Annotated in this window: 21 protein-coding genes and 1 pseudogene; 7 read left to right on the forward strand and 15 right to left on the reverse strand. The window is 61.6% G+C overall.

The annotated features are described in order from the left end of the window. Window positions 1-5: 5 nt before the first annotated feature. The 5 genes from KY379_RS06260 to ligD are packed head-to-tail and all read right to left on the reverse strand — an operon-like array spanning window position 6 to window position 5,610. Entirely contained in the window at window positions 6-668 is a 663-nt protein-coding gene (locus KY379_RS06260) for a glycosyltransferase (protein WP_133324026.1), read from the reverse strand. Further along, window positions 665-1,264: a class I SAM-dependent methyltransferase gene (locus KY379_RS06265; RefSeq protein ID WP_133324025.1), complete on the reverse strand. Its 600-nt coding sequence runs from the start codon at window positions 1,262-1,264 to the stop codon at window positions 665-667. The genes KY379_RS06260 and KY379_RS06265 overlap by 4 nt, the downstream gene beginning before the upstream one ends. 11 nt (window positions 1,265-1,275) lie before the next feature. After that, entirely contained in the window at window positions 1,276-2,031 is a 756-nt protein-coding gene (locus KY379_RS06270) for a PIG-L deacetylase family protein (RefSeq protein ID WP_133324024.1), read from the reverse strand. Beyond that, the gene (locus KY379_RS06275) at window positions 2,028-3,071 is read right to left on the reverse strand and encodes an acyl-CoA dehydrogenase family protein (protein ID WP_261239398.1); all 1,044 of its coding nucleotides are present in this window, start codon (window positions 3,069-3,071) and stop codon (window positions 2,028-2,030) included. The genes KY379_RS06270 and KY379_RS06275 overlap by 4 nt, the downstream gene beginning before the upstream one ends. Window positions 3,072-3,123: 52 nt before the next feature. Next, window positions 3,124-5,610 carry a DNA ligase D gene (ligD, locus tag KY379_RS06280; protein WP_261239397.1) on the reverse strand — a complete coding sequence of 829 codons (2,487 nt, stop codon included), beginning with the start codon at window positions 5,608-5,610 and terminating at the stop codon, window positions 3,124-3,126. Between the two features lie 156 nt (window positions 5,611-5,766). Here ligD and KY379_RS06285 point away from each other — a divergent pair, with 156 nt between their 5' ends. Then, complete coding sequence (locus tag KY379_RS06285; RefSeq protein WP_133324021.1) at window positions 5,767-6,234, forward strand: phosphotransferase system, HPr-related protein; 468 nt, start codon at window positions 5,767-5,769, stop codon at window positions 6,232-6,234. Further along, entirely contained in the window at window positions 6,231-6,461 is a 231-nt protein-coding gene (locus tag KY379_RS06290) for a metallothionein (protein WP_133324020.1), read from the forward strand. The genes KY379_RS06285 and KY379_RS06290 overlap by 4 nt, the downstream gene beginning before the upstream one ends. Before the next feature lie 49 nt (window positions 6,462-6,510). Here the strand turns inward: KY379_RS06290 and KY379_RS06295 are convergent, their stop codons facing one another. The 5 genes from KY379_RS06295 to KY379_RS06315 are packed head-to-tail and all read right to left on the reverse strand — an operon-like array spanning window position 6,511 to window position 10,748. Beyond that, window positions 6,511-6,888, reverse strand: coding sequence for a termination factor Rho (locus KY379_RS06295; protein WP_133324019.1), 378 nt, complete (start codon window positions 6,886-6,888; stop codon window positions 6,511-6,513). 14 nt (window positions 6,889-6,902) lie between these two features. Further along, window positions 6,903-7,850, reverse strand: coding sequence for a lysylphosphatidylglycerol synthase domain-containing protein (locus tag KY379_RS06300; protein ID WP_133324018.1), 948 nt, complete (start codon window positions 7,848-7,850; stop codon window positions 6,903-6,905). Then, window positions 7,850-9,052 (reverse strand): cardiolipin synthase ClsB, encoded by a 1,203-nt coding sequence (gene clsB, locus KY379_RS06305; protein WP_261239396.1) that lies wholly within the window; start codon window positions 9,050-9,052, stop codon window positions 7,850-7,852. The genes KY379_RS06300 and clsB overlap by 1 nt, the downstream gene beginning before the upstream one ends. Continuing rightward, window positions 9,049-9,834: an endonuclease/exonuclease/phosphatase family protein gene (locus KY379_RS06310; RefSeq protein ID WP_196171746.1), complete on the reverse strand. Its 786-nt coding sequence runs from the start codon at window positions 9,832-9,834 to the stop codon at window positions 9,049-9,051. Before KY379_RS06310 ends, clsB begins: the two co-directional genes overlap by 4 nt. Further along, entirely contained in the window at window positions 9,831-10,748 is a 918-nt protein-coding gene (locus KY379_RS06315; protein ID WP_133324015.1) for a DUF72 domain-containing protein, read from the reverse strand. The genes KY379_RS06310 and KY379_RS06315 overlap by 4 nt, the downstream gene beginning before the upstream one ends. Before the next feature lie 203 nt (window positions 10,749-10,951). On the opposite strand from KY379_RS06315, the gene KY379_RS06320 reads away from it, so the two are divergent. Both KY379_RS06320 and KY379_RS06325 read left to right on the forward strand, forming a co-directional pair. Further along, window positions 10,952-11,347 carry a low affinity iron permease family protein gene (locus KY379_RS06320; protein ID WP_133324014.1) on the forward strand — a complete coding sequence of 132 codons (396 nt, stop codon included), beginning with the start codon at window positions 10,952-10,954 and terminating at the stop codon, window positions 11,345-11,347. A gap of 45 nt (window positions 11,348-11,392) precedes the next feature. After that, complete coding sequence (locus KY379_RS06325; RefSeq protein WP_133324013.1) at window positions 11,393-11,944, forward strand: ATP-dependent Clp protease proteolytic subunit; 552 nt, start codon at window positions 11,393-11,395, stop codon at window positions 11,942-11,944. A gap of 39 nt (window positions 11,945-11,983) precedes the next feature. Here KY379_RS06325 and KY379_RS06330 read toward each other — a convergent pair whose 3' ends face one another. Then, window positions 11,984-16,126 carry a CheR family methyltransferase gene (locus tag KY379_RS06330; protein ID WP_261239395.1) on the reverse strand — a complete coding sequence of 1,381 codons (4,143 nt, stop codon included), beginning with the start codon at window positions 16,124-16,126 and terminating at the stop codon, window positions 11,984-11,986. Between the two features lie 334 nt (window positions 16,127-16,460). On the opposite strand from KY379_RS06330, the pseudogene KY379_RS06335 reads away from it, so the two are divergent. Together KY379_RS06335 and KY379_RS06340 are read left to right on the forward strand one after the other, a co-directional pair. Next, window positions 16,461-16,622, forward strand: a pseudogene (locus KY379_RS06335) (general stress protein); the annotation flags it as partial. A gap of 165 nt (window positions 16,623-16,787) precedes the next feature. Beyond that, window positions 16,788-17,075 carry a DUF6555 family protein gene (locus tag KY379_RS06340; protein WP_261239394.1) on the forward strand — a complete coding sequence of 96 codons (288 nt, stop codon included), beginning with the start codon at window positions 16,788-16,790 and terminating at the stop codon, window positions 17,073-17,075. A gap of 42 nt (window positions 17,076-17,117) precedes the next feature. On the opposite strand, the gene KY379_RS06345 is transcribed toward KY379_RS06340, so the two are convergent. From KY379_RS06345 to KY379_RS06355, 3 genes are all read right to left on the reverse strand, one after another. Further along, window positions 17,118-17,285 carry a hypothetical protein gene (locus KY379_RS06345; protein ID WP_165976018.1) on the reverse strand — a complete coding sequence of 56 codons (168 nt, stop codon included), beginning with the start codon at window positions 17,283-17,285 and terminating at the stop codon, window positions 17,118-17,120. Between the two features lie 150 nt (window positions 17,286-17,435). Beyond that, window positions 17,436-17,903 carry a DMT family transporter gene (locus KY379_RS06350; protein WP_261239470.1) on the reverse strand — a complete coding sequence of 156 codons (468 nt, stop codon included), beginning with the start codon at window positions 17,901-17,903 and terminating at the stop codon, window positions 17,436-17,438. A 25-nt stretch (window positions 17,904-17,928) separates the two neighbouring features. After that, the gene (locus KY379_RS06355; protein WP_133324008.1) at window positions 17,929-18,360 is read right to left on the reverse strand and encodes a DMT family transporter; all 432 of its coding nucleotides are present in this window, start codon (window positions 18,358-18,360) and stop codon (window positions 17,929-17,931) included. Window positions 18,361-18,481: 121 nt separating this feature from the next. Between KY379_RS06355 and KY379_RS06360 the strand changes: the two genes are divergently transcribed. Further along, entirely contained in the window at window positions 18,482-19,429 is a 948-nt protein-coding gene (locus KY379_RS06360) for a LysR family transcriptional regulator (RefSeq protein WP_196171749.1), read from the forward strand. Between the two features lie 63 nt (window positions 19,430-19,492). Here the strand turns inward: KY379_RS06360 and KY379_RS06365 are convergent, their stop codons facing one another. Then, complete coding sequence (locus KY379_RS06365; RefSeq protein WP_261239393.1) at window positions 19,493-20,080, reverse strand: class I SAM-dependent methyltransferase; 588 nt, start codon at window positions 20,078-20,080, stop codon at window positions 19,493-19,495. Window positions 20,081-20,873: the final 793 nt, after the last annotated feature.

Here is a 20,873-nt window from a genome sequence, read left to right on the forward strand (position 1 = left end):
GGGGCTCAGCTGATCATCGATTGCAAACCGGACAGGTAATCGCCAAAGCCTTCTCGCGCGCGACTGTCGGTCCGGCTGCTGGTCGCCACGCTGTGCCGGGCGGTCCACACGATCTGCGCGCCCAAGGCCTGCAGGTCGCTGATCAACCGCACGTCCTCATGGGCGGCCAGTGGCTGGAAACCTCCGGCCCGTTGATAGGCGCGTGCACAGATGCCAAGGTTGGCGCCGTGGATGTGTCGATGTCCTTCTTCGGCTCGATAGCGGCTCAGGTACAACTTGCGTAGCGAGGCTTTCTGCCAGGGTTGCCAGCGCGCCACATGCACGGTTCCGCAGACCGCATCGGCGTTGCAGGCCATCTGCGAGACCAGCCAGTGGGGCGGCACCTGGCTGTCGGCATCTGTGCAGGCCAACCAGTGTGCGCCGCGGTCCAGCATCCACTGAGCACCGGCTCGGCGGGCCATGCCGACATTTCCGGCATCGACCTCCAGGGTGTCCACCCCATGGTGACGGGCGATCATCGCGGTGCCATCGCTACAGCGGTCGAGCACTACCAAGGTCTGCACGTCGTGCCCTTCGCGCTCGGCCAGTGCCACTGCCGTGCGCAGCGCCTTGAGACAACGCCCCAGACGTCGGGCTTCGTTGTGCGCAGGAATGATCACGGCGATCATGGGCAGGTCTCGTCCAGGTCGATGACACTGGGCTGGCAGGCCCAGTACTCGAGCAGGAAGTCGCCTTCCTCGTGGCGGAACACCCGATACAGCGGCAGGTGCCGATCCAGCATGGCGTGCACTTCGCGACCGTCCTGGGGGCACCCGGCAATGGGGTGACGCCAGTGGCAGGCGAGCAGTCCGCCGTCGTAGGTCAGACTGCGGATCGACTGCTCGATCACTTGCAACCAGTCGGTCGGATCCAAGTAGTAACCCACCTCGCTGAGCACGATCAGGTCGAATCGCCCGCCTGGCCAATCCCCAGGCAGGCGACCCTGTGCAACCGATGTGTTGGGCATGTTCGCCAAGCGGTCGCTGGCCAAGCCGACTGCGGTGGGATCCAGGTCCTGGCATAGCAGCTCAGCGCACCGCTCGGCCAGTGCCGCGCTCAACTCTCCGTTGGCACAGGCCGGTTCGAACACCCGCTGATAGCACTGGCGCGGCAGGCTGGCCATGACCAAGTCGCGCTTGCGCCGCTCGTACCAGCGGGTGCGGAATGCCCAGGGGTCTTCGTCGGTGGCGTAAAGGTCGGCGAAATATTGCGCATCGAGGCTCATGGAAACTCCGTTCAAAGAAACACCAGTTCGAAAGGCTGCAGTAAGCAATCCAGTAGCGTTGCAGGCAGCACTGGCGGCTTGTCCTGGTCGGGTTGCAATTGGCTGACGTGGGCTGCCAAGGCCTGGCGCTTGCGGGCGACCTGGGCTTCGTCCAGTTGGACGCGGTGGGCGCGCGGCCAGGGCAGACGTGGGTCGTCCGGTTGTGCCCAATGCCAGGCCCAGACCGGTACTTCCACCAGGCGTGCCTGGCGCGCCTGACTGGCCTGGGCAGCTGCACGGCCCACGGCTTCGTGGTCGCAGTGGCCATCGCCGCGCCAGGTGGTCAGCACAACGTCGCCCGGCTTGAGCAACTGGTTGAGGTGATTGAGCAGAAACGCTTCGTTACGTGGCAGATCGCCATCCTTGAGGTTGAGGCGGCGCCAATCCAACTGGTTCAGGTCGAGGTCGAGTTGCGCAAGCGCGTGCCGGCTCTCCAAGGGGCGCTGGCGACGTAGGCGGTGTTCGGTCCACTGCTGCGAACCTGGGTGGCTGCCTTCGCCATCGGTGGCGGAGATCAACACCAGGTCCCGTTCACGGCCGCGAAATTCGCCGAGCAGGCCGCCGGCCATGAGAATCTCGTCATCGGGGTGGGGGGCCAGCAAGATCAGGCGCTGTCCAGGCGGACACAACTGTTCGGGGCTCATCCAACTGGCCCTGGCCAGGTGCGCGGAGTGTTGCCAGGCCGACCACGGAGTGCCGCTGCTGGCCTGGATCAGGTTTTCGGTCATAACTGCCAAGCTCCTGCAGGCATCTGTGCCAACTGTTGGCCGAGCCCGGCCAGATCCCGTTCGGCATGACTCTGGCGCAAAAATACCGGTAAGTCGGCGCTCAGGCGCGCAAAGTGCGGGCTGCGGCAGAACGGTGTGGCCCCTAGCGCCCGACCGACGTGATGGATGACCTGATCGACTGCCTGTTCGACCTGAGCCCGCGTCCGACGTACTTCGAAGCTGGCATCGGCAGTGGGTTGTTGGTCGATCCACGCCGCGCATTCGCGCAAGCTGGCGCGGGCACCGTACAAGGCGGCATCCACTGCACCCAGGTGTGCCTGGGCATGCGGATCGGGACGAGGCTTGCGGCAGTGCTCGCGCAGATAGTCGGCCAGCGCTTCGGCGGCACCGTACCAGCAGGCCGCGATACCCGCGCCGCCGTGCCAGAAGCCGGGGCGGGTCAGGTACTGCCCGGGACGGCCGATGGCGATCCCCGGCGCATCGTCGAATTCCAGTTCCACGCTGGTGGTCGTCGCCATGCCAAGGGCCTGCCAACGCTCGACCTGCAGCTGTTGGCCGCCATCAGCCAGGTCGATGGCCACCAGTTGTGGTTGGTCGTCGTCAGCCCAGGCGGTGATCAAGGCCCGGTCGATCTGCAGGGCGCCTGAGCACCAAGCCTTGCGCCCGGACAGGCGCACCTGTTCACCTTCCCGGGCGACGATCCTCGTGCGCGCATCGGGCGGCTCGGCAGCCCACACGCCCCAGATACCCGTGCGGGTGTGGTGGGCTGCACTGCATTCGGCGAGAATCGCCAGGGCATCGGTATGACCTTCATAGAGCTTGGCTAAGGCCAGGTCGCAGCCGGCCACGCGCGCCAAGGTCTGCCAGCGCCGCAGCGTATGGCCCTGACCAGGCAACGGCAGCAGGTCGAGTTGATCGGCTTGCAAGGCGTGCATCAGCTCGGGCAGCTGGGTATCGAGGTTCAGTGGCTGCGCACGCTGGGAAAAGCTGCGTAGCAGACGATCCAAATTGTTCAGGTCGAAGTCCTGGATGATGCTCATGTATACGGCTCCACTGCCATGGTCTGCTGCAACGATCGGATCCGGCGCGCCATCAGGTCAGCCCCATCTGCTTGCGCATGCGGGCGGTGATCGATTGGCGGGTCTTGGTCATGTCGGCCCAGGGGTCGTCGACCTCGGCCAGGCGCTCAGCGATGTTGCCGATGTGCCACTGGTTGGCGCCCTTGAGCTGGGTCAGTTCGTCACGCCAGATCGGCACCGATACCGGCAGCCCCTCGCGCGCGCGCAGCGAATAGGCGCTGACGGTGGTGGCGCCCTTGCCGTTACGCAGGTAGTCGATGAAGATTCGTCCCACGCGGTTCTTTGGCCCTGAAACGGCGCTGATGCGGTCGGGGAACAGCTTGGCCAGGTAGGTCACGATGGCATGGCTGAAATCCTTTACCTCGTCCCAGCCGGCTCGCCGACTCAACGGCACCACCAGATGGATCCCCTTGCCGCCGCTGGTCTTGATGAACACCTTCAAGCCCAGTTCGTCGAGCAGAGTGAGGGTCAGCTGGGTCGCCTCGAGCATGGCCTTCCAGGGCAACGCTGGATCCGGATCGAGATCGAGGACAAAGCGGTCGGGTTTGTCGAAGTCCTTGTCGGTGGCGTTCCAGGTGTGCAGTTCGAGCGTGTTCATCTGCACCGCGCCGAGCAGGGATTCGGGGCGGTTGATCACCATCGCTGCCTGGCCGGCTTCGGCTTTGTCATAGGTGAGCACGTTGGGAATGTGCAACTGGCCGGCGTTCTTCTGAAAGAACAGTTCGCCGGCCAAGCCGTCCGGGGCGCGTACCAGGGCCACGGGACGGTGCTTGAGGTGCGGCATCAACCAGGCACTGACCTCGGCGTAGTAGGCAGCGACGTCGCGCTTGGTCACGCCGGAGGTGGCGTCGATCACCCGATCGGGGTGGGTCAGGCGCAGCTTGCCCAGGTTCTTGTCGGCCGGCTTGGATGCGGTCTTGTGCGACATGGCGCGCTCCAGGTCGATATCGGTGGCAGGTTTGTCGTCGCGCAGGCCGTGGAACACCGAGTGGCGAACCACGCCGTCGCGGGTCATCTGGGCGTACGCGACCTCGGCCAACAGGTGTGGCTTGAGCCAGTGCACGCCACGTGCATCGGCCCCGGTCGGAGGCTTGGACAACGCCGACTTGGCGATTTCCAGCGGTTTGAGCCGTTCATGGATACTGGCCAGGGTGGTGGCGTTGAAGCCCGTACCGACTTTACCGGCATAACGCAGTTCGCCCTTGTCTGCGTCATGCAAGGCCAACAGCAGGGCGCCGAAGCCACTGCGGCTGCCCTTGGGGTCGGTGAAACCGATGATCACGAACTCCTGGCGCTGCTGACACTTGAGCTTGATCCAGTCAGCGCTGCGCTTGCCCTGATAGGGGCTGTCGACACGCTTGCCGATGAGACCTTCGAGCTTCAGCTGGCAGGCGCTGGCAAGCAGCGAGTCGACCGGTTGATCGAAGCTTTCCGAGTATTTGAGCAGCGCGCACGGTTTGTGTTGCAGCACCTGACGCAGGGCGTCGCGGCGCGCCTGTAGCGGTTGTTGCCGCAGGTCCTGGCCACCGAGGTAGGGCAGGTCGAACACGTAGTAGGTGATGCGCTCGTCGTCTTCGGTATCGAAGGCGTTCTGCAACGCCTGAAAGTCGGTGGCGCCGTGTTCGTCCATCACCACCATTTCGCCGTCCAACCACGCCGAGTCCAACCCCAGCGCACGTAGCGCAGCGACCTGATGCGGCATCTTGGCGCTCCAGTCGTGGCCATTGCGGGTGAACAGGCGCACCTGATCGCCATCGATACGGGCGAGAATGCGGTAACCATCGAACTTCACTTCGTAGCGCCAATCGCCGCTTGGCGGCGAGTCGACCAGTGTCGCCAACTGCGGTTGCAGGTGATCGGGCAGAGGGGCTTTCTTCGCAGGTTTCGCAGCTTTCGCAGCTGAGCGGCGGCGAGGCGCTGCTGGGATCTTGGCCTTGCGCGGGATCAGGGTACGGTCGCTGAGCACACTGTCCGGTTGCGCCTCGACAATACTGTAATCGGCTTCGCTGCGCGCCTCGCCGTCGTGCGACTTGACCAGCATCCATTGCTCCTTTTTACCGGCCAGACGGGTGCGGAACAGGTTCCAGATACCGGCAAGCTTCTCGCCCTGCAGGCGAAAGCGCAGCTTGCCTTTGGTGTAGGCGGCTTGGGGATCGCCCTCGGGCTCCCAGACGCCGCGGTCCCAGACGATGACATCGCCGGCACCATAGTGGCCTTCGGGGATATGGCCTTCGAAATCGGCGTAGTCCAGAGGATGGTCTTCGACGTGCACGGCCAAGCGGCGCACCTTGGGATCCAGAGACGGCCCCTTGGGAATGGCCCAGCTCTTGAGCGTGCCGTCGAGTTCCAGGCGAAAGTCGTAGTGCAGATGGCTGGCATCGTGCTTCTGGATACAAAAACGCAGCGCATGTTCACGCTTGCCGCGGCTACGAGCTCCACTGGGCTCGGGCGTGGCGTTGAAATCGCGTTTGCGGTTGTACTCCTGCAGGGGCTTGGCCATGACGGCTCCGAGACGGCTCGCGGTGTCTTCAATTGGGAGGCGAGAGCGCTCGGAGGAGTTCAATCTTTACGCAGCAGGAGACTGGCACGAAGAAACTCTGAATCATTGCCTGGACCAGATGGTCGACCGGTTATAGCCACCTGACGGAGAAACGAGATGTCTCGACCAGACGATCCCAAGACCTACGTTCCGAGCGAAATCGATGACACCGAGGACCGTATGGGCAGCGTTCACGAACTGGACTTCAGCGAACGCAACGACGAGCGCCAAGGCCGGGCGGGAGACGAACGGCCGGCACAGGAAGTTGCGCAAGAGTTTCCCAGCCGACGGGTTGCCGAAAGCGGCATGACCGGCGGCGAAGCCCTGAGCGACAGTCTGCATGAAGACAACGTCACCTATGACGATTTGAGCCCCGACACCTTGCTCGACGAAACCGGCGCTCGCGACCCTCATGAGCCAGGCGGTGCCGGGGGCCCGGCTGACAAGCGCTTGCGCCGGGTCGACGCTGAGGAAATTGGCGGCGGCATCGGCCTCGACGAGGCTGAACTGGCACGTTCGGCGCCGCTCGATGGCGAACCCTGGAGCGACGATGTGATCGATGAAGAAGGGAGTACCGACCGATGAGCGATGTACGTTGTGCCTGTAACCACTGCCACTGCACGGTCGATGGCAATACCGTGACCCAGGGCGACAAGGCTTATTGCTGCGAGGCATGCGCCACCGGCCACCGCAATGGCGAGCCGTGCCGCATGGCCGACTGCCATTGTGGTGAGGCGGAGCAGCCCAAGGAAACCAGCGTGGACAATGCGTTGGATGAGACTTTTCCCGCCAGTGATCCGATTTCGCCCTGACCCCGCCCCCCTCGCGAAAGACCCGGGCTTGGCCCGGGTTCGCGTGTAATCAGTGAGATTTTCGTAACGCTTCCAGCAACTGGGCCTTGTTCATCGTCGAACGACCGGTGATATCGCGCTTTCGCGCCCGATCCATCAACTCTGCCTTGGTCAGATCAGCCAACTGCTCGCCAGGTCGCGGTACCCCGCGCTTGGTGGCTACTGCGCGCTTGGCCGATGCCTCCCGCGACTTGGCCTTGGCCGCTGTACTTTTCTGGCGCCCCGAGCCTCCTTTGCGCTCACCACCACCGGACTGTTTGTTGACCGTGGCCCAGGCACGCGCCTCGGCCTCGTCTTTGGACAAGCCCTTGGCCTCGTACTCGTCCTCGATATGCTCGGCTTTGCGTTTTTGCTTGTCAGTGTATTTGTCCTTGTCTCCGCGAGGCATGGTCGGAATCTCCTTCAGGTTGGTTTGACGCGTTGGCGCATGGCCTTGGCGCGTTTTTCCAGCACCAGGTAGGTGAGGACGGCCAGCACCAGGGGAATCAGGTAGTACAACGTGCGATACCCCAGCAATGCGGCGACCAGGGTGCCTTGCTTGATCTGATCGTGCAGCAGGGCAAGGAACACGGTTTCCAGCACCCCGAGCCCCGCCGGGATATGTGCGACGACGCCGGCCACGCAACTGATCAGCAAGATGCCCAGGATCGATGGGTAGAACGCTTCGCCTGGCAGCAACCAGTAGATCAGAGCCGCCATCAGCGCCCAATTGCTGGCTCCCAGGGCGACCTGGCACAGCGCCAGGCGCAGCGAGGGCAATGTCACCTCGTGGTCACGCCAGCGCCACGTGCGTTTCTTGGCGAAGCCACAGGCCAGCAGGTAGCCCAAGGAGATGGCAAGCAGCACCACGCCGATCAACTGCAACCCGGTGGCGCCGACCGCCCAGTTCGCCGGTAATTCGACCAGGCGCAAGGCGAATACCGTGCCGGCCAGCAGCATGTAACCCATCCAATTGGTCAGCAGGCCGAGCGTGAGGATCCGGGTGATGGTCGGCGTGTCCAGGCCCAGGCGGCCATACAGTCGATAGCGTAAGGCCACGCCGCCGACCCAGGTGGTGAAATTGAGGTTGAACGCATAGCAGACGAACGCCACCGGCAGCACCTGCCGGGCCGGCAGGTTGTGGCCGGTATAGGTTCGGGCGAGCAGATCGTAGCTGGCGAAGGTGGCATAACTGCACAGCGCAAGTACCAGCCCGATGGCCAGGGTGCCCGGCTCGTATGCCAGCAATGACTGCCGTACTTCATTCCAATCAAGGTTGCGCGCCAGCAGATACAGCAACGTCGGGATCAGTATCACGAACAGCAGCGTGAGCAGCCGCTTGCCCCAAATGTGCCAAGCTTTGTGCGCCATCAGGTATTGCCCTCGTGCAGATCACCATGGGCCTCGCTCTCCGGCTGCACCGAACGCAGCCGCTGGCGGTGGGCAGGGAGCCAGCCGGCAATTCGCGGGAACTGGCGGATTGCGTGGAAGCAGGCAAAGATCAGCGGCGCACGCCACCAGTAGCCACGGACCATGCGTTCGAGGGTCACCGGTTTGCATTGCTGGGCGGCCAGGCTTTGCAGGTGCTGGGCAAGTTGCTGGTTGAAGGTGCGGTCGCGTATGAACAAATTGGCCTCCAGGTTCAGCGAAAGGCTCAGCGGGTCGAGGTTGCTCGACCCCACCGTAGCCCACTCGTCATCGACCAGCGCCACCTTGCCGTGCAGCGGGCGGCGGCAGTATTCGTGAATCTGAACGCCGTCGCGCAGCAGGTAGTTGTAAAGCAGTCGAGACAGGGCGCGGACCCAGCGCATGTCTGGCTGACCCTGCAGGATCAGGGTCACTTCCACGCCACGGCGGGCGGCGTTGCGCAGTTCGCGCAGCAAGCGATACCCGGGGAAGAAGTAGGCGTTGGCGACGATGATGCGTCGCTGCGCCCCGCGCAATGCTTCAAGATAGCGGGCCTCGATCGCGGTGCTGCGCTGGCCGTTGTCGCGCTCGACCATCACGGCGGTGACCTGGCCGGTCGCCTGGACCTGTGGGCGTACCTCGCTGGGAGGTTGCAGTACCGGCGACATCAGGCGCCGGCTAGCGGCGTGGATCTGCGCCACCACCGGGCCGGTCACTTCGACCGCGTAGTCCTGCTTGGCCATTGGACCGTAGTCCCCCAGATGATCGGCGCTGTAGTTGATGCCCCCGATGAATGCCCGGGCGCCGTCGATCACCACGATCTTGCGGTGCAACCTGCGGAATAGGTTGGTGCGCATGCCGGCCAGGCGCGGTTGCGGGTCGAAGGCATGGAAATTCACCCCGGCGTCGGTCATCGCGGCGATGAAGGGGTCGGGCAGGTCCGCGCTACCATAGCCGTCCACCACGACTTCCACCCGCACACCGCGGCGTGCGGCATCGATCAGCACCTGTTGCAGCTGCTGTCCGACCTTGTCATCGAAGAAAATGAAGGTTTCCAGGAGTATTTCCTCCTGGGCCTGGCTCATGGCCTCGAATACCCGCGGGTAATAGGCTTCGCCATTGATCAACAGCTCGACATTGTTGCCGTCCAGCCACGGTCGGTTCATAGGTTGATCTCCGCAGCCAAAGGGGCGTGGTCGGAGAGGTGCGACCACGGATATTTCGTCAGCACCTGCGCCTGGCAGGGCAGGGCGTTGCGCAGGTAGATGCGATCCAGGCGCAGCAGCGGCAGGCGGGCAGGGAAGCTGCGCGCTGGGCTGCCGAATCGCTCGCCGAACGCCTCGACCAGGTGTTCGGACAACACCGCATCGGCCTTCAACCGCCAATCGTTGAAGTCGCCGGCGATGATCACGGGGGCTTTGGCGGGTAGCTTGTCGAGCAATTCCAGCAGCAACCGGATCTGGCTTTGCCGATGGGCTTCGCGCAGGCCCAGATGCACGCAAATAGCATGTACCTGCGCGTGGCCGGGCACTTCCAGGCGGCAATGAAGCAAGCCGCGCTGTTCATTGCCGGCGACCGAAACGTCCAGATTGTGGTGCTCGATGATGGGGAATTTCGACAGCAAGGCATTGCCGTGGTCGCCATGGGGATACACGGCATTGCGGCCGTAAGCGAACTGCGGCCACATGCTGTCGGCGAGAAACTCGTACTGTGGCGCCTGCGGCCAAGTCGGATGACGCTCGGCATGCTGCTGGTGGCTGCCATGCACCTCTTGCAGGAACACCAGGTCGGCGCCGGTCGCACGCACCGCTTCGCGAAGTTCGGGGAGGATGAACTTACGGTTGAAGAAGGTGAATCCCTTGTGCACGTTGATCGTCAGCACGGTCAGGCGGTTCACCGAGGTGACCTTGTCGATGATGCAGCGAGGTGTGGTCAGGGTCGGGTTCACAGGGCCACCTCCGGCAAGGCGCCTGGCTCGGTGAGCAGGTCATGGTCGAGATCGAGCTTTTCCAGCAACCGACGGGCATCGTAGGGGGCATGGACCTTCTGGTCGTTGTCGAAATAGCAATACACATCCCGCGAAGCGCGTCGGGGGGCAGCCTTTGGGATGACCAATTGCGCATCGTCGGCTTGGCCGCCGCTGCTCCAGCACTGGATTCGCTGCTTCCAGCGACGCAGGGCCCGCGCGGTGTAGCCACTGCTGTAGAGTTCGACATCGCCATGCAGGCGCAGGTAGACGAAGTCGGCCGTCACATCCTCGACGTAGGGCCACTTACCGGCGCTGTCGGCCACCACCAGCGCCACCTTATGCTTGCGTAGCAGCTTGATGAAGCTCTCGCAGAGAAAGCTGTCATGACGGACTTCCACTGCATGTCGCAGTCGGGCATTGCCTTTTATCGCCGTGCCGCCATTGCCTTGCAGGCCCTCGGCACAGCGTTCGGCGCAACGGCGCGCGGCCCTGCGATCATGTGGCAGCAATTGCAGGAAATGGCTGAAGCGGGCTTCGTCGTAGCGCATGTTCGGGGGGAACTGCCAGAGAAACGGGCCGAGTTTGTCACCCAGCAGCAACGGCCCTGAGGCGAAGAAGTTGGCCAGGGGTTCTTCGATCTCTTTCAGGCGTCGCAGATGGGTGATGTAGCGAGGACCCTTTACCGAAAACACGAAGTCATCCGGGGTCTGCCGGTGCCATTGCAGATAGCGATCGGGGGTTTGCAGTGCGTAGAACGAGCCATTGATTTCGATGCTGTTGACCGCCCGCGAGGCAAACGCCAGCTCATCGTCCTGGCGCAGGCCCTTGGGGTAGAAATCCTTGCGCCACGGGCCATAGCGCCACCCGGATATGCCGATGCGGATATCGCTCACTACCTTCCTCCTCGAAGCTCTGCGAAACCTGCCTTTATCTGAGGGCCTTGCAAGCGTTGCCGTCGGCCCTTGAATTGCGACAGGTTGAGAGGGGCAAGGGTTCAGGTCGATTGATCGATGGCCGCAGCAGCACCGGCAAGTTGAACTTTGCTGTCGCCGGCGATTCCACCCATAAGCGGAGCACGCGATGGAGGACCGATGACATGAGATTCGAGCGTTTCGCCCAATGGCTGGCCAACTGGGCCGGACGGCCGCTGACCTTCGGTGTGGCCCTGGCATTGATCGTGATCTGGGCACTCAGCGGCGCCTTGTTCGACTACAACGACACCTGGCAATTGGTGATCAACACGTCGACCACCATCATCACTTTCCTCATGGTCTTCCTGATCCAGAACACACAGAACCGCGACAACGATGTCTTGCACATCAAGATCGACGAACTGCTGCGCACCACCAAGCGTGCCCACAAGGCGTTGTTGGATCTGGAGGACATGGATCCTGCGCAACTGCATGCGCTGCGGCAGCAGTATCAACGCTTGGGGGAAGACCAGGAGCATAAGCAGCGAAGCTCCGACCAGCCGACTCAAGACGCCGAATAAGCGTCTGCGCCAATTCGACAACGAACCGCCAAATCCGGAGGTCGCATGTCCAGACACATCATTCACTTCACCGGTCCGATCAATTCATCGACCTGCGGCAACCTGATCAGCACCTGTGCCAAGGTGTTGCATCAAGGGGCTGACGTACTTCAGCTCAATATCGCCACCATGGGTGGGGAATGCAGTTATGGCTTCACTCTTTACAACTTTCTGCGCACACTGCCGGTGCCTGTACACACCCATAACCTGGGTACGGTCGAGTCGATGGGCAACATCCTGTTCCTGGCAGGCGAGCGGCGTACGGCGTGCGCTCACAGCAAGTTTCTGTTCCATCCCTTCCATTGGACCCTGCATGGTTCGGTGGATCATTCGCGCATGGCCGAATATGCCATGAGCCTCGACTACGACTTGCAGTTGTATGCACAGATCGTCGCCGAACGGACCCAAGGCAGTAGCGAGGTTCTGGATGTGCAGCGGTACCTGATGGCATACCCGCGCATTCTCGGACCGCAGGAGGCGCTGCAGAGCGGGATGATTCATGCCATCGAAGACAAGCCCATCGAAACCGATGCCAGTCAGTGGAGCGTCCATGCCTGAGCATGGACGGCGGGGTACAGCTGCCGCGAAGTGACCTTGTCAGTACGGCAGCGAACCACTCAAGGTCTCGATGGCCACGACCAGATCGTCATAGCCCACAGGCTTGTTGAGGTGCCTGTCGAACCCGGATTCACGCGAGCGGTGCTGATCGGCACTGGCGCCGTAGCCGGTGAGGGCGATGGCGGGGGTGTGGCGCAAGTGGTGATACGCGCGCAGGGCCTTGATCAGGGTGTGTCCATCCATCACTGGCATGCCGATATCCGAGAGGATGATGTCGTATTCACCGCCTGCGGCTGCCTCGAGCGCTTTGCGCGGATCACTGAAGGCTTCGACGACGGCGCTTTCCATCTCTAGCAGTTGTTGCATGATTTCCAGGACTTCGACCGAGTCGTCGACCAGCAGCACGCGGATGCCCGCCAGGCGGCCTTCGCTCGGAGCCTGGACATCCTCGCCGCGCAATTGGAGCTCCGAAGCGCCCAGCGGCAGGCGTACCGTGAAGGTACAGCCTTGGTTGAGCCCCGCGGAGCTGGCCAGCACGCTACCGCCGTGTGCCTCGACCAACTGGCGCACCAGCGACAGACCGATCCCCAGGCCTTCGCGACTGTGGTTGGCCAACTGCGGCGCAGCCTGGCTGAACAAGTCGAAGATGTGCTCGATGCTATCGTGGTTCAGGCCGATACCGTGGTCGATGACGCGCAACACCGCTTCGTCGCCTTCGCGCGTCAATTGCAGGTGGATGTCGCTACCGGCCGGGCTGAACTTCAGGGCGTTGTTCAGCAGGTTCCAGATGATCTGCTCAAGACGGGTATAGTCGCCGATGATCAACAGGGCGCCGGCCTCGGCCTCTATGTCCAGATGGACGGGGCAGGGTTGTTGTTCGCTGGTCACGACGCTGTGGATGCCGCGCAGGATGTCGGTGAAATTCACAGGTTCGGTATTGAGCTTGAGTTTGCCGGTGCGGATGCGTGCCACGTCGAGCAGATCATCGATGATTCGTGCCTGGCTCGACACAGCCTCGCAGATGGTGCCCACGGCCTTGCTGGCGGCTGCGACGTTCTTCACCGAAGGCAGTCTGCGCAGGATTTCGGCATTGAGCTGAATCAGGTTCAGGGGGTGCTTGAGCTCATGGGACATGACGGCGAAGAACTCGTCCTTCATGTGGCTGGAGCTCTGCGACTCGGCCAGTTGCTTGCTTTGCTCGTCGTGCAGGCGCTTGTGGCCGGTCAGGTCGCGAGCAATCTTGACGTAGCCTCGTAGGCTATTGCCCTTGAGCAACGATACCTCGCCGCTGCAGTAGAAGCGGCTACCGTCCTTGCGCACGTGCCAGCGTTCGTCCTGCCCGCGGCCGTGTTGGCGGGCGCTGCGCAATTCCTGCTCCGGAACGCCGTTCTGGCGGTCCTCGTCGGTGAAGATCAGGGCATAGCTGGTGCCTAGCACTTCTTCCTTGGTGTAGCCGAAGATCAGCGTGGCACCGGTGTTCCAGTCGGTGACCAAACCTTGCTCGTCGAGCAGAATGATGGCGAAGTCATGGGTGCTCTCGGCCACCAGGCGCATGCGCTCTTCGCCCAGGCGCACGCGCTCCTCGGCTGCGCGGCTCTTGCTGATGTCGATGAACGTCAGCACTGTGCCGTCGATTTTCTGCTCGCTGGAGCGATAGGGCAGCAGACGTGCCAGGTACCAGCGCTGGCTGCTGCTACTGACTTCGCGCTCGACGATGGACTGGCCCTGGACCACGGCGCGGGCGTCGTCGGCGAGCTCGGGGTAGGCCAGGCGGTGGGTGATGTCGAGCAGTGATCGGCCGGTGTCCACCGGAAGCATGTTGAACAGATCGGTGGCGCGCGGCGTGAACCAGCGGATATGCAGATTGCGATCGACGAAGACCGTGGCGATGTCGGTCGAGGCGATGAGGTTGCTCAGGTAGTCGTTGACCTTGTCGGTTTCCTCGACCTTGGTCTTGAGCTCATAGTTGACGGTCAACAGTTCTTCATTGATCGACTGCAGCTCTTCCTTGCTGGTTTCAAGCTCTTCGCTGGCCGAGCGCAGCTCCTCGTTGATGGCTTGCATTTCCTGGTTCGAGGCGGTCAGTTCCTCACTGGAGATCTCCGATTGTTCGATCGTCTCCTGTAACTGCTGACGGGTACGTTGCAGCTCACGCTCCAGGTTGTTGAGGACCATGCTGTCAGTCTGGCGAATGCCTGCCGGCTCCGGCAAGGGGGCGTCGGCCTGGCGCAACTCGAACACCACTAGCAGGCAGTCGGTGCCGCTGGGTTCATCCTTGTGCAGTTGCACGGTGATTTCCACCTGGCACTTGAGCTGCCCTTCATCCAATTCGATGGGCCGCGAGGTGATCGGTTGCACGCCCTGACGTGCCTGGAACAGCGTGCTGCGCAGGGCCAGGCGCAGGGACGGCAGTACCAGGTTGATGAGGTTGCGGCTGGGCTCGCCACCGGCCAACTGCAGGAAGCGGCCGACGCCTTCGCTCATGTGCAGGATATTGCCGTCCAGATCGACCACCAGGCTCGGCGGCGTGCGGCGTGCCAGGGCCCGGTGGTGGATTTCGGCATAGACGAGCTTGCGCCCCGGTTTGGCGATCGTGCGTCTGTTCACCGGCGATGGCGCGGGCTCGGCGTCGGGCAGTTGCCGCCCAGAGCGACGCGTGGTGGGGCTGACGTCACGGGCGCGATAGATGCGGTTGCGCTTGTCGACCACGACGAACAGGTCTGCGGCGGCATCGGCCGACTCGGACGAGCCGAGGAACAGGTAGCCGCCGGGGCGCAAGGCGAAGTGGAACATCTGCAGGATTTCGCGCTGTACCTCGCGGTCGAGGTAGATCAGCAGGTTGCGGCAGACGATCAGGCCGATCTGTGAGAAAGGCGGGTCGGACAGTAGGTTATGACGAGCGAACAGGACCTTTTCGCGAATGTCCTTGCGCACTCGGTAGTGCTGGTCTTCGTTGACGAAGAACTGGCGCAGTCGCGCAGGCGGCACGTCGGTGAGAATGGCTTCGGGGTAAGTGCCGGAGCGGGCGATATCGATGGCGCGATCATCGAGGTCGGTGGCGAACACCTGCACCTTGGCCTCACGCTGCTCCAGCGCCAGTTGTTCGGACACCAGAATGGCCAGGCTATAGGCCTCCTCGCCAGTGGAACAGCCGGCTGACCATACGCGCACTTCGCCAGGTGCTTCATCGTCCTGCGGCTCGCTGACCAACTGCGGCAGCACATGGCGCTCGAGGGATTCGAACGCTTCGCGGTCACGGAAGAAGTTGGTCACACCGATCAGCATGTCGGCCAGTAGCGCGGCGGACTCTTCGGGATGTTGCTCAAGATAGCGAAGATAGGCTTCCAGGTCGGTCTGGCCGGTGACGTGCAGGCGCCGCTCCATGCGCCGCAGCACGGTAGCGCGCTTGTAGTGCTGGAAGTCGTGTCCGGTGTTGGCGCGCAGACGCTGGAGGATTTCCTCGAGCAGCGTTTCCGACATGTACGTGTGATCGACCGCGTGGCCCAGCGATGGCGGAAGGTTGTCATCACCGATATCGGGCAAGCGAACCTGCCGCGCGGTACGCCAGAGATCGAGCAGTTTCTGGGGGATTTCGGCAACCGGCAGGATCAGGTCGACCATGCCGGTTTCGATGGCGGCACGCGGCATGCCGTCGTACTGAGCATCGTCGGGGCTCTGGACCAGGGTAACGCCACCTTGCTCTTTGATTCGGGAAAGACCCACCGCGCCGTCGGCCCCGGTGCCGGACAGCACCACGCAGAAGGCGTGGCTCTTGTGCACGTCGGCCAGGTCGCGGAAGAACAGATCGATGGCGACGTGGTCGCCGCGCCGGCGGTTGGCAGGTGCGACCCGCAAGTAACCGTCATTGGTCGATAGCCGGTTGGCGGGCGAAATGACATAGACGTGGTTGCGCTGAATGGGGACCGGCTCACTGACCTGCCGCACAGGCATGGCAGTGGCTTCCTGGATGATGCGGTCGGCCACGCTCTGGTGGTCCGGAGACAGGTGCAGCACCACCACGAAGGCCATGCCGCAATCGCTGGGCATCTGCCGGAAAAACGTGCCGATAGCCTCCAGGCCGCCCGCCGACGCGCCGATGCCGACAACCGGGAAGTCCAGGTGGCTGGTGCTCAGGTGGGGGTTGTCGGGCCCGGATACGGGTTGCGAGGGGGACGACTTCATCTCATGACCTTCTGCATACCTGTCTGCGGCCCCGCGACCAAGCGCTGGGCATATGAGTGGCGATTATAGGCTTGGCGTTCCCCAGACTGCGAGCGCTCAAGGCCACGGTCTTGGTCAAAGCGGCGGAATACGGCGGTGCAGTGTTTGCCGCAACGCCAAACTTTGGTGCCACCTGTCCGACATCTGGCAAGGCGATGGAGCATTAGCTGGCAGCTCCGGCTCGGAGCTAAGGCAAGGTCCACCGACCTGAGCAAACTATCCCATCGCAAGGAGATACGATATGGCTCGTGATCAAGCCCAGCCCAGCCAACGTGGCGGTACCAAGGAAACCAACCCGGGCAATTTCGCCAACGACCGCGAAAAGGCATCCCGCGCCGGTCAGAAGGGTGGCCAGGCCTCTGGCGGCAACTTTGCCAACGACCGTGAGCGCGCTTCGCAAGCCGGCCGCAAGGGAGGCCAGAACAGCCATGGCGGCGGTCGCTCCAAGAGCCAGTGAACCGTCCGCCGCTACCCGCTAATGACTGGCGGGTAGCGGCGCAGTCCGGTCCCCGACGCCGTCGCCCTCCACCGTTCAGGCAACGGATTCGACGATTTATTGAATCTTCTGACGCGGGTGATACTCCATGAGGAAGTCATCCATGGAGAAGAGGAGGGCCCAGGGATGCCTAGTCCCCAGCTGTACATCATCGATTACCAACTGCACGGCAAGCCGCGCAGTTTCATCATACGCCTGGAGCGGATGGACAATGCCGAGGCGTGGCATTGGGCAAGCTGTGATGCGGGTATCGGTATCATTCCCAAGTTCGGTCGCGAGAAGATTCGCAAGGTCAGTCGGCCCATGGCGGAGCGCTACGGCATCACTGCCGTGAGTTGGCGGTTGTCCGGCGACAAGGCCAGCCAGGCCGCAGGTGATTCGCCGACCGGAGAAAAAGATCCCGCCACCCTGTAGTGTGTTGCCCCGGTCCTCCTTGTGGTGCCGGGGCAACTTGCATCAAGCCCCGGACTCCGGGTCGCTCGCCGGTACGCCGGGGCGGTTCTGGTCATCGTCAGTCAGATTGGGGTCGGCATCGGGATCATCGGCGTGATCGTTGCTCGGCATGGGTTCCAGTTCCGGCCAGTCGTCCTGCGCATTGCCGCCGCCCATATGGAATGAATGCATGCTGCTGTCCTCGCCTGAAGGAAAAAAAGGCCCGCGCGAGGGCAGGCCAATACAGGTGTGAGAGGCAAGCCCTGACCACCCCTCATCATGTGAGAGCTTTGCCAGTCGCCAGGGGTCATTGCGATCTCAGACCGAGCCGACCAATGGTATTCAGCCAGTGATAGCCTGGGTACGTTTGGTGACTGCTTCAGCGGCATTGCTCTTGTAGATCAGTACCAGCGCGACCGCGAGCAGGCCGATCGCGATCATGCGCGAGCTGCCAAGGTGGATGACGTGATTGCCGAACCAGCCGAAGTGATCGACCAGCAGACTCATCAGCAACTGGCCGCTGATCACTGCCACGGTAGCTGCCGCTGTGCCGACCCGCGGCATGGCGAAGACGATCAACAACATGTACAGCACGCCGAAGAAAGCCCCCGTGATTTGCCAACGCGGTACGCTGAACAGGGTCATCGCGTGCGGCGGCTCGAACAGGAAGGCATACAGGAAGCTGACGAGGGTACCCAGCGCGAAGGTGAGCCAAGCGCTTTCCAGTACGCCCACCTCTGCACCCAGACGGCCATTGATGGCCGATTGCGCGCAGAGCACGGCGCCGCTGAACACGACGAGCAAAAGCATGATGATGAGCACTGCGTGACTCCTTTCAGATATTGATGAACCACAGGGCGCCAAGAATCGCCACCAGGGCACCGACCCGGTAGTGGTCGACGGGCCGCTTTCCTGCGCCGAACCAGCCGAAATGATCGATGACCAAGCTGGCGGCCACCTGACCGAAGAGAATCCCGACCATGGTCAGGCCGACGCCGATATGCGGCGTGGCCAGGGTCAGTGCGCCCACGTAGACCGGTCCGAGTACGCCTCCGACGAGCATCCAACGCGGTTTGCCGAACAGCCGTCCAAGCCTAGGCCGTGCGAACACCAGGCCCAAGGTGAGCAGGAGCGTGCCCAGGCCAAAGATGCCGAGGGTGGCCCAACCGTGGCCGATCTGCTCGCCCAGCGGGCCCAGCAGGCCGGCCTCGACCGACAAACCCATGCCGGCCAGCACGACCAAGGGGAGAATCCATAGTTGTTGCATTGAGGTACCTCTGCGAAACGAAGTGCAGAGGCTAGGTCGATGCTTCAATAAGCACAATCCAGCACTTTTTCAAAACATCATTGCTATAATCGCAACTCAGTCCTTCAGCCGCGTGGCAGAGATGCATCTCAAAGCTCATCGCTATTTTGCCAAGGTGGCTGTGTCCGGAAGTTTCATCGCCACCGCTCGCCACTTCCAGGTTCCGCCTTCTTCGGTATCGCGGTTCATCGCCGCGTTGGAGCAGGAGCTTGGTCAGCAATTGCTGTATCGCAATACACGTGGGGTGACGCTTACCGAGGCTGGCGAGCGGTACTACAGTCAGATCCGTGAAGTCATCGATCTACTGGATGCGGCGGATGAATCGCTGCGGGCCAGACCGGAACATGTCCACGGTGTGGTGCGGCTCAATGCGCCCTTGGCGTTGGGGACTCTGCAGTTCGCCGGATTGCTCGACCGGCTGCATGACCGCTACCCAGGGATCACCGTCGAACTCACGTTGACCGATGCGTTCATCGACCCCGTACAAGAGGGCGCGGATATCACCGTGCGGGTTGGGCACATGGAGGCCTCCGGCCTGATCGGGCGCAAGGTCGCCGACCAACGTTACGTACTGGCGGCCAGCGCCACCTATGTGGCGCGCCATGGCAGGCCACAGTCACCGCAAGACCTCACCGGGCACGCATGTCTGGTATACAAGGGGCGGGCAGGGGCCCAACGCTGGTATTTCAGTCAGCCTGGCCAGGCCAAGGCGCAGATGGTCGAAGTTCAGGGACCGTTGCTCAGCAACAACGCTCAGGTGCTGGCCAGTGCGGCACGCGCAGGCCGGGGAATCGTGCTGTTTCCATCCTGGCTGTTCGCAAAGGACGATTTTTCGGAAGGAAAGCTCGTGCACCTGCTGCCAGATTGGCAGTGTGCCGTGGATGTTAATCCCAGTCCCATCCACCTGCTTTCGCCTGAAAATCGCTTGCGCTCGCTCAAGGTACAGGCGGTGACGGCGTTTCTGCTTGAAGCGATCAGAACGCCGCCGTACTGGGATGACCTGGGGATAGAGGCGCCCCGTCCGAAATGACCATCGTTGATATAACTACGCTAAATGACTATTTAGCGTAGTTATTATTTTAAAGCATATGAATCAGGGCAGGCGACGCGCCAGCCATACCGTTTGGCCCCCACATTCCGCATCTTCTGCGATGTGATCCAAGACTTCATAGCCATGATCGTGCAGTTGCTCGGTGTACTCCTGTGGGGCCAGGCTCGCGTGATACAGCGTTTCGCCCTCGAATACGCCCAAGGCTTCACCATGTGCAGGACCACTGGTGAACATTAGCAGTGCCCCTGGTGCTGCATGGCGTTGAAATATCGGGAGCATTCGACGCTGATCTTCGGGTTTGAGATGGAAAAAGCTGTTCCATGCCAGGATAGCGGTGAACTGCCGATCAAGGGCCAATGTGCGCATATCTGCTTGAATCCATTCCTGCGCAGGAAATCGCTCTGCGCATAAGGCAAGCATTTGCCTTGAGGAATCCACGCCGACCACAGAAGTTCCGGCTTCGATCAGATAACGCGCTACAGGCTGACCAGAACCACAGCCCAGATCAAGGACGGTTGAAGATGGCGGAAGCAATGAGCGGAAGCGCTCGATCCACTTGCGATCAACGAAGTGTTTGGCGCGGATATCATTCCAGGCTGAGGTGTGACGCTCAAGAAAAAATGACCGCACCCTCAACACCGTCTAGTTCAAGGTTTTCAGCGATCTCATCATCTGAAGGTGATCATTAACAGGGTTTCTATAGAGCATATGATCATCTTCAGGCGTGACATTGCTTGAGGCCAGGAGAAGTAACACTTGCAGCGATTTTGCCCGTGCGCTCAAAGATGATCATTTCGTAACCCCATGAAAATGCTGAATGGTTCGCCGCGCTAACGGAGGGTTGCCGGTAGCAAATAATCACTTTTATTTGAGCTTAAATCTGTCTATCTAAGTCCGCATCGATTTCCAAAAACTCCCTCGGGCGTTGCGTGAGACGTGAAACTCAGTCTGGATTACTTGATTTTTTTTCATGCAGTATCATCTGCGCATTAATTGTGCTCGTGTTCTCAGTAATATAGTAGAAATTGTTTTATTTTTCATATATTGACAGAGTGATTTTTTTTGTTGCAAAAAAGTCGCTTAGGCAGTGGCGTGGAATTTGCAAGGGTTTTAAGTGGGCGAGGCGCTGTCAATATTTAATTATTATTTTAAGAAATGTCGCTATCCGTCGGACTTTGACGTTACTGACTCGTTGGTTTAACTTCTGCGTGCATTGGATTGCTGGGGTTGAAAATGAAAAGACCGGTAAAAGAAGGTTGCCTGGTGACACATGACGAAAAAACTTTTCGAGTGATAGGGATCTCTCCAGACGGTTCTGTCACACTTCAAAATCTGGAGTTGAACAATGAATCGCCCCTGGTTTCCTAGACACTCTCCAAGCTCAGGAAATAGCGTTTCTCATACTCTATTGGAGACAGCTGCA

Origin of the sequence: Pseudomonas sp. HD6422, assembly GCF_025377065.1 — a bacterium.
GTDB lineage: Bacteria > Pseudomonadota > Gammaproteobacteria > Pseudomonadales > Pseudomonadaceae > Aquipseudomonas > Aquipseudomonas putida_U.